This window comes from Novosphingobium sp. (genome assembly GCF_032093395.1).
Taxonomy (GTDB): Bacteria; Pseudomonadota; Alphaproteobacteria; order Sphingomonadales; family Sphingomonadaceae; genus Novosphingobium.
Map to the genome: position 1 here is coordinate 1 of NZ_DAMDBA010000137.1, position 6,276 is coordinate 6,276.

The window sequence follows — 6,276 nt, forward strand, 5'->3', positions numbered from 1 at the left end:
GGTCTTTGCCGCCCCCGATCAGCAGCAGCGGCGGGCGCTTTGGGTTGGCCCAGTCGATCTTCATCGGGTTGACGATCCCGTCCCAGTAGACCCGCCCGGGCGTGGGCACGACGTAGCGGTCGTAGGCCGTCTCCGCCTGCTCAGCCGACAGGGTCTGGGCGAAGCGCCGAGCGAAGAAGCGGCGCGACATCTGCTTGACCTTGTTTCGGCTGAACGGGTCGAGGAACACCGGCAGTGCGGAGACGAGCGCATGGGGATGGATCGGCACGCCTGGAGTGGGTGCCGGGTCGATCGCTACCCCGGCAGTGCCCAGGCCACGGTCGAGTAGATGCTGAACCACCACGCCCCCCAGCGAGTGCCCGATAAGGACCGGGGCCTGCGGCAGGGCACGGACGATCGCTTCATAGTGGTCGACGATCCGCCGCTGGCCCAGATTCTTGAGGTCGGGGTGAGGACGGGCTCGCAAGGCAGCGGGTTCGCCTTCGTCGAGCGGCCAGTCGGGGGCGATGACGGTATGGCCGCGCGCTTCGTAGCGGGCCTTGACCTGCTCCCAACTGCGGGCATTGAGCCAGGCGCCGTGAATGAGGACGATGGTTTTGCTCATGGCATGTCTCCTTTCAGCTTACGTTCTGGTTGGCAGTCATGCGCCGTAGCGCTGGGCGGGGCGATTGCGGGAGAGATTGGGGCGTAATGCGCGGCGCGCCTCGAGATAGGCATCGAGGTCGGCATTGTCCGGCAGCGCCGGGATCGTGATCGTCTCTCCAAGGTCGAGGCCCTTGAGAGCAGCGTCTACCATGTCGTCGACGTCCATCACCATATCGGCGGGAAGGCCTGCGAGTTGTTCCTCGGTCCAGATCGGCGTCCGCGTGACCCCGGGCAACACGGCCTGTACCCGCACGCCTTTCGCGCCCAGTTCGACGTTCAGCGCCTCGGTCAGCGCGAGGACGTAAGCCTTGGTCGCGGGATAGACCGCGGTGAAGCCGTCCGGCATGAGTGCGGTCACCGAAGTCATGTTGATGATCGTCCCGCCTCCCAGATCGGCCAGGCGCGGCGCAATGGCGGCGGCAAGGCGGGTGACGGCCGTTACGTTGAGATCGATCATCCCGGTCAGGTGCGCGGGGTCGGCGCCGACGAAGGTGGTCTCCCCGGCGATCCCCGCGTTGTTGACGAGGCCGGTAATCGTAGCATCCTCGCGCAGCCGCCCTTCGATGACGGCCAGGTCGTCCGCCCTGGAGAGATCGGCGCTCAGTGTTTCCACCTTCACGCCGGTTTCCGTCGCCAGCCTTGCCGCCAGCGCTTCCAGCCTGTCCGCACGGCGCGCCACCAGGATCAGGTCGTGGCCACGGCGCGCGAGGCGATCGGCATAGACCGCGCCGATGCCGTCCGACGCGCCGGTGATGAGGAAAGTGCCTTTGTTCATGTGCATGTCCTTTCGTGGTGACGAGGCCACACCTGGGGCGCGGCGCCGGAAGTTTCAGTCTATCGGGCCGTTGCGCCCCGTGAAGAGCGGGATAGACTGTGCCGACGGCTCGCAGGATCGGCGGTTCCGACAAAAGGCAGGCCAAAACTGACAAAGGAACTTCGGACATGTCCAACAGCGCGCGCATCAAGGCGGAGATCGGTCTTGTTCTCTATCCGGGCTGTCAGGCTGCGATGGTCCACGGCATCACCGACCTTTTCGCCATCGCCTCGCATTTCTCCACCGAGCGCGGCGGGCCGAAGCTTCGCGTGAGCCACTGGGAGATGAACGAGGCGAGCGGTTTCGCGCGCGGCTTCGATACCCATCCCGGCGATAGCGGAGAGCCTGCGATCCTGATCGTGCCGGGGCGCCTTACCGGCCCCGTGGATGCGGCGGAGGCAGTGCCCTATGCCCGCTGGCTGCTCGACCGGCATGGGCATGGCGTAACGCTGGCCTCCACTTGCGGCGGAACGTTCATGCTGGCCGCTACCGGGCTGCTGGCGGGTCGCCCCGCCACCACGCACTGGCTCTTCGCGGAGCGGTTTCGTGCGCGGTTCCCGGACGTGCGGCTGGAACCGGACAAGATGGTGATAGAGGACGGCGACATCATCACGGCCGGAGGGCTGATGGCCTGGACCGATCTCGGCATGAGGATCGTCGATCGCCTGCTGGGGCCGTCCGTGATGATCGAAACCGGAAAATTCCTGCTGGTCGATCCGGCCGGACGCGAGCAGCGGCATTACAGCAGTTTCGCGCCTCGACTGACCCATGGCGACGAGGCCATCCTGAAGGTTCAGCACTGGCTCCAAGGGCGGGCGGAGCGGGCGCTGGCGGTGTCCGACATGGCTGCGCGGGCCGGGCTGGAGGAGCGCACGTTTCTCCGCCGCTTCAAGGCGGCGACGGGCACGAAGCCGGTGGAATACGTGCAGAACCTGCGCGTCGGCAAGGCGCGCGAGTTGCTGGAGTTTACACGCCGTCCAGTCGACCAGATCGCCTGGGCTGTCGGTTACGAGGACGCCACGGCGTTTCGCAGGGTCTTCAACCGGATCATGGGCCTCTCGCCGGGAGAATATCGCAACCGCTTCTCCAGCGGCGTGGAACTGGCGGTCGCCGCGTGACCGCACGTTCCACCGTCCGCTCAATGATCGCTGGCAGCGAAGGCGCCGATGCCCGTTTCCGAGCGGACCCGCTGGGCGTGATACCCTGCCTGGTCGATGGCGGCCCGTGGCGAACGGTCGAACCGGGATATCAGCCAGATCGCCAGGAACCCTGCCGGAACGGAAAAGATCGCTGCCGAACTATAGGGGAAAGGCGCATGGCCCAGCCCGAAGGTGGTGGTCCATACGGCCGGCGAGAGCAGGGTGAGCACGAATGCCGTCAACAGTCCGATCGTCCCGCCGAGAGCCGCGCCGCGCGTAGTGCATCCGCTCCACAGCAGTGACAGGATCAGCACCGGGAAATTGCCGGAGGCGGCCAGCGCGAAGGCCAGACTGACCATGAAGGCGACGTTCTGCTTTTCGAACACGAGGCCCAGCAGTACCGCCAGCGCGCCCAGCGCCAGCGTGGTCAGCCGCGATACGCGCAGTTCGTCCGCCGAACTCGCCTGACCCTGCCTTATCACCGTTGCGTAGAGATCGTGGCTGACGGCCGATGCAGCGGACAAGGTCAGCCCGGCCACGACGGCGAGAATGGTCGCAAAGGCGACCGCGGAGATGAAGCCCAGAAAGGCGTTGCCGCCGATCGCATGGGCAAGGTGGATCGCGGCCATGTTGCCGCCGCCGCGCAACGTGCCGGCGCCGTCGAGATAGCTGCTCTGCGTGCCCACCATCACGATGGCGCCGAAGCCGATGATGAAGGTCAGGATGTAGAAGTATCCGATCCAGCCGGTCGCCCAGAGTACCGATTTGCGCGCCTCCTTTGCGTCGGGGACCGTGAAGAAGCGCATGAGGATATGCGGCAGGCCCGCCGTGCCGAGCATCAGTGCAAGGCCGAAGGAAATCGCCGATACCGGATCCTTGATGAAGTTGCCGGGCGCCATGATGGACCGGCCGCGTTCGGCGGCTTCCACGGGCGTCGCACCTGACGCCAGCGCGGCTTCGGTTTTCACTTCCACTGCGCGCGTGAACAGGGCTTCGAGGCTGAAGCCTGTCTGTGCCATGACCATCAGCGCCATGAAGCTGGCGCCGCCGAGCAGCATCACGGCCTTGATGATCTGAACCCAGGTGGTGGCGCGCATGCCGCCGAACAGCACATAGAGCATCATCAGCGCGCCCACTATCACCACAGCCACCGGATAAGGCAGGCCGAACAGCAGCTTTATCAGCTGTCCGGCTCCGACCATCTGCGCGATCAGGTAGAAGCTCACGACCAGCAGCGTGCTGACGGCGGCAAAGCTGCGCACCGGCGGCTGGGCAAAGCGATAGGAGGCGACGTCGGCAAAGGTGAAGCGGCCGAGGTTGCGCAATCGCTCCGCCATCAGGAACAGCAGGATCGGCCAGCCGACCAGGAAACCGGTGGAATAGATGAGGCCGTCATAGCCGTCGTTGAAGATCTGGGCCGAAATGCCCAGGAACGACGCGGCCGACATATAGTCGCCGGCCATGGCGAGACCGTTCTGGAAACCGGTGATGCCACCCCCGGCCGTGTAGAAGTCGGAAGCGCTGCGGGTACGTGCCGCCGCCGCCTTGGTAATCCAGAGCGTGAGGCCGACGAAGGCGGCGAACATCGCGATGGCGACCCAGTTCACCGGTTGGCGCTGCGCTTCGCCTTCCAGCGCGATGGCCATGACCGGGTGCGGGGCCAGGGCGAAAGCGGCAACCCCGGCTGCCGTGCACCATGCCCTCATGCGCCATGATCCTTGAGGATTTGCGCCATCCGGGGATCATGGCGTCGATTGGCGTAGGCTACGTAAGCGCCGGTCAACGCGATCGCCAGCAGGATCAGACCCAACCCGATCGGAATGCCGATCGAGGTTACTCCATGCCCGATGGGGGTGCCGAGCAGAGCCTTGTCGAAAGCGATCAGCAACAGGAAGCTGACGAAGGCAGCGAAGATCACGGCGGATAGCCACCAGCCAAGCCGGGCTCGCCGCCTTACCAGCGCTGTATATCGCGGGTCTGCGCCCACCGCGGCAACCAGAGCTTCTTCCTTCGCGCCCGCCATGCACCCTCTCTCACTGATTTTGCCGGTATACTAACCGGTTACGAGCCAAAGAAAAGATACTGGAAACGGCGCGCATGCCAGTCCGCTTGGGCGGATATCGCGTAAAGAAATTTTCCTGAGCGACATCAAGGGGCAGCCGCCGCCGTCAAGGCAAACGTCCGACGCGTGATGTCTTCGAGCACGGCCATGTCCACGTCTGCAAGTCGGTTCAGATAGAGACACGATTTCGAACGCTTGTGCTTGCCCAGTTGCACAAGCATTTCGTCGAACTCCGGGAAGCCTCCCAGATAGAGCACCAGCGCGGATGCGCGCGGCGAAAAGCCGACTCGGCACATGTCGCCTTCGTGCCCGCTGTCATAGACATAATGATAGCTTCCGAAGCCGACGATCGAAGATCTCCACATCGTGGCCGGTTCGCCGGTGACCCGCTCCATCATGGCGCATAGCGTCTGCCCATCCGCTCGCCGAACGGGATTTGGCACACCGGCCAGAAAATCCGAGGCCGGGAGGTCTACAGGCTTCGTCTTGAGTTCCGCCACGACTCTCTCCTCATGACGCGAGCGAAGAAGCGTTTCGTCTTGCATAGCAGCGTTCGCTGCCGCAGCCGATGGGCAATCGTCGCAGCGTCGAACGGCCGCTGTTTGGCATCCTGGGCAAACCGCGCGTCTACGTGTTCGAACTCAATCGCCGTCTCGACGCGATCGGCGTAAGGACGGCGCCCCGACCTAGACTATTGATCATCGGGCATTTCGCCAGCAAGGAAGTTCCATGAACATCCGCCACAAGGTTCTCATCGTCGATGACGAGCCGCATATCCGTCGGCTCATCCAGACGGCGCTGACACGGGCCGACTACGCCACGCTGGAAGCGGAAAACGCGCGAGAGGCGCTCGACAGGATGCGGCAGGATCGGCCCGAGGTCGTGCTTCTCGATCTCGGCCTGCCGGATCGCGACGGGCTGGAACTGGTGCCGCTGCTGAAACAAAACGCAGAGACCACGCTGATCGTCATATCCGCGCGCGATGCAACAGAAGAAAAAGTCGCGGCCCTTGATCTGGGGGCCGACGACTACCTGACCAAGCCGTTCGATACGGACGAACTGCTGGCCCGCCTGCGCGTCGCGCTGCGCAACAGGATGACCCGGGGCGGCGGGGTTCCGGCACTGACGGCGGGTGATCTTTCGATCGATCTGCTCGAACGCAAGATCATGAAGGCGGGAAACGAGGTCCATCTGACACGCAAGGAATACGCGGTGCTTGCTCAGCTCGCGAAGTTTCCCGGCCGGGTGATCACCCACGATCAGATCATGAAGAACGTCTGGCCGCATGAATCGGAGCATCACGTGGAATACTTACGTGTGCTGATCCGAACTCTGCGCCAGAAGCTGGAAACCGATCCCCAGCGCCCTCGGATCATCAGCAACGAAGTCGGCATCGGCTACCGACTGCGCCTTCCCGAGGACGAGTAAGAAGTCTTGTCTATAAGCCTTCGCCCCGAACATTTAATGCGCAATTGCTGTGTATTAAAGACTATCCTGCTCTCGAATTGATACGCAGTGCTGGAACTCGCGCGAGCGATAAGAGCTGAACCGTCGATGGCTTAGAGTCCGTTTGAAAATTCGCTGAAAGCGAATTTTGCGGCACCAGCCCACGCCCC

8 protein-coding genes are annotated in these 6,276 nt (G+C 63.9%); 3 read left to right on the forward strand and 5 right to left on the reverse strand.

Going from position 1 to position 6,276, the window contains the following annotated elements; translation table 11 throughout:
- Nucleotides 1-604 (reverse strand): alpha/beta hydrolase (locus RT424_RS23680; RefSeq protein ID WP_313443237.1); only part of this gene is annotated, 604 nt, incomplete at its 3' end.
- A gap of 36 nt (nt 605-640) precedes the next feature.
- On the reverse strand, nt 641-1,420 hold the full coding sequence (locus RT424_RS23685) for an SDR family oxidoreductase (protein WP_313443239.1): 780 nt from the start codon (nt 1,418-1,420) through the stop codon (nt 641-643).
- A 167-nt stretch (nt 1,421-1,587) separates the two neighbouring features.
- Here RT424_RS23685 and RT424_RS23690 point away from each other — a divergent pair, with 167 nt between their 5' ends.
- On the forward strand, nt 1,588-2,577 hold the full coding sequence (locus RT424_RS23690; RefSeq protein ID WP_313443242.1) for a GlxA family transcriptional regulator: 990 nt from the start codon (nt 1,588-1,590) through the stop codon (nt 2,575-2,577).
- A gap of 20 nt (nt 2,578-2,597) precedes the next feature.
- Here RT424_RS23690 and RT424_RS23695 read toward each other — a convergent pair whose 3' ends face one another.
- The 3 genes from RT424_RS23695 to RT424_RS23705 form a co-directional block, all read right to left on the reverse strand.
- Nucleotides 2,598-4,304 (reverse strand): cation acetate symporter, encoded by a 1,707-nt coding sequence (locus RT424_RS23695; RefSeq protein ID WP_313443244.1) that lies wholly within the window; start codon nt 4,302-4,304, stop codon nt 2,598-2,600.
- Nucleotides 4,301-4,621 carry a DUF485 domain-containing protein gene (locus RT424_RS23700; RefSeq protein WP_313443246.1) on the reverse strand — a complete coding sequence of 107 codons (321 nt, stop codon included), beginning with the start codon at nt 4,619-4,621 and terminating at the stop codon, nt 4,301-4,303. The genes RT424_RS23695 and RT424_RS23700 overlap by 4 nt, the downstream gene beginning before the upstream one ends.
- A gap of 125 nt (nt 4,622-4,746) precedes the next feature.
- Complete coding sequence (locus RT424_RS23705) at nt 4,747-5,160, reverse strand: DUF1801 domain-containing protein (RefSeq protein ID WP_313443248.1); 414 nt, start codon at nt 5,158-5,160, stop codon at nt 4,747-4,749.
- A 68-nt stretch (nt 5,161-5,228) separates the two neighbouring features.
- Between RT424_RS23705 and RT424_RS23710 the strand changes: the two genes are divergently transcribed.
- Both RT424_RS23710 and RT424_RS23715 read left to right on the forward strand, forming a co-directional pair.
- Nucleotides 5,229-5,393, forward strand: coding sequence for a hypothetical protein (locus RT424_RS23710; RefSeq protein ID WP_313443250.1), 165 nt, complete (start codon nt 5,229-5,231; stop codon nt 5,391-5,393).
- Entirely contained in the window at nt 5,390-6,088 is a 699-nt protein-coding gene (locus RT424_RS23715) for a response regulator transcription factor (RefSeq protein ID WP_313443252.1), read from the forward strand. Before RT424_RS23710 ends, RT424_RS23715 begins: the two co-directional genes overlap by 4 nt.
- Nucleotides 6,089-6,276: the final 188 nt, after the last annotated feature.

What these genes read in the sequence shown, in the direction of transcription:
- RT424_RS23685 (WP_313443239.1), bottom strand. Translation starts at nt 1,420, where the DNA reads ATGAACAAAGGCACTTTCCTCATCACCGGCGCGTCGGACGGCATCGGC.
- RT424_RS23690 (WP_313443242.1), top strand. Translation starts at nt 1,588, where the DNA reads ATGTCCAACAGCGCGCGCATCAAGGCGGAGATCGGTCTTGTTCTCTAT.
- RT424_RS23695 (WP_313443244.1), bottom strand. Translation starts at nt 4,304, where the DNA reads ATGAGGGCATGGTGCACGGCAGCCGGGGTTGCCGCTTTCGCCCTGGCC.
- RT424_RS23700 (WP_313443246.1), bottom strand. Translation starts at nt 4,621, where the DNA reads ATGGCGGGCGCGAAGGAAGAAGCTCTGGTTGCCGCGGTGGGCGCAGAC.
- RT424_RS23710 (WP_313443250.1), top strand. Translation starts at nt 5,229, where the DNA reads ATGGGCAATCGTCGCAGCGTCGAACGGCCGCTGTTTGGCATCCTGGGC.
- RT424_RS23715 (WP_313443252.1), top strand. Translation starts at nt 5,390, where the DNA reads ATGAACATCCGCCACAAGGTTCTCATCGTCGATGACGAGCCGCATATC.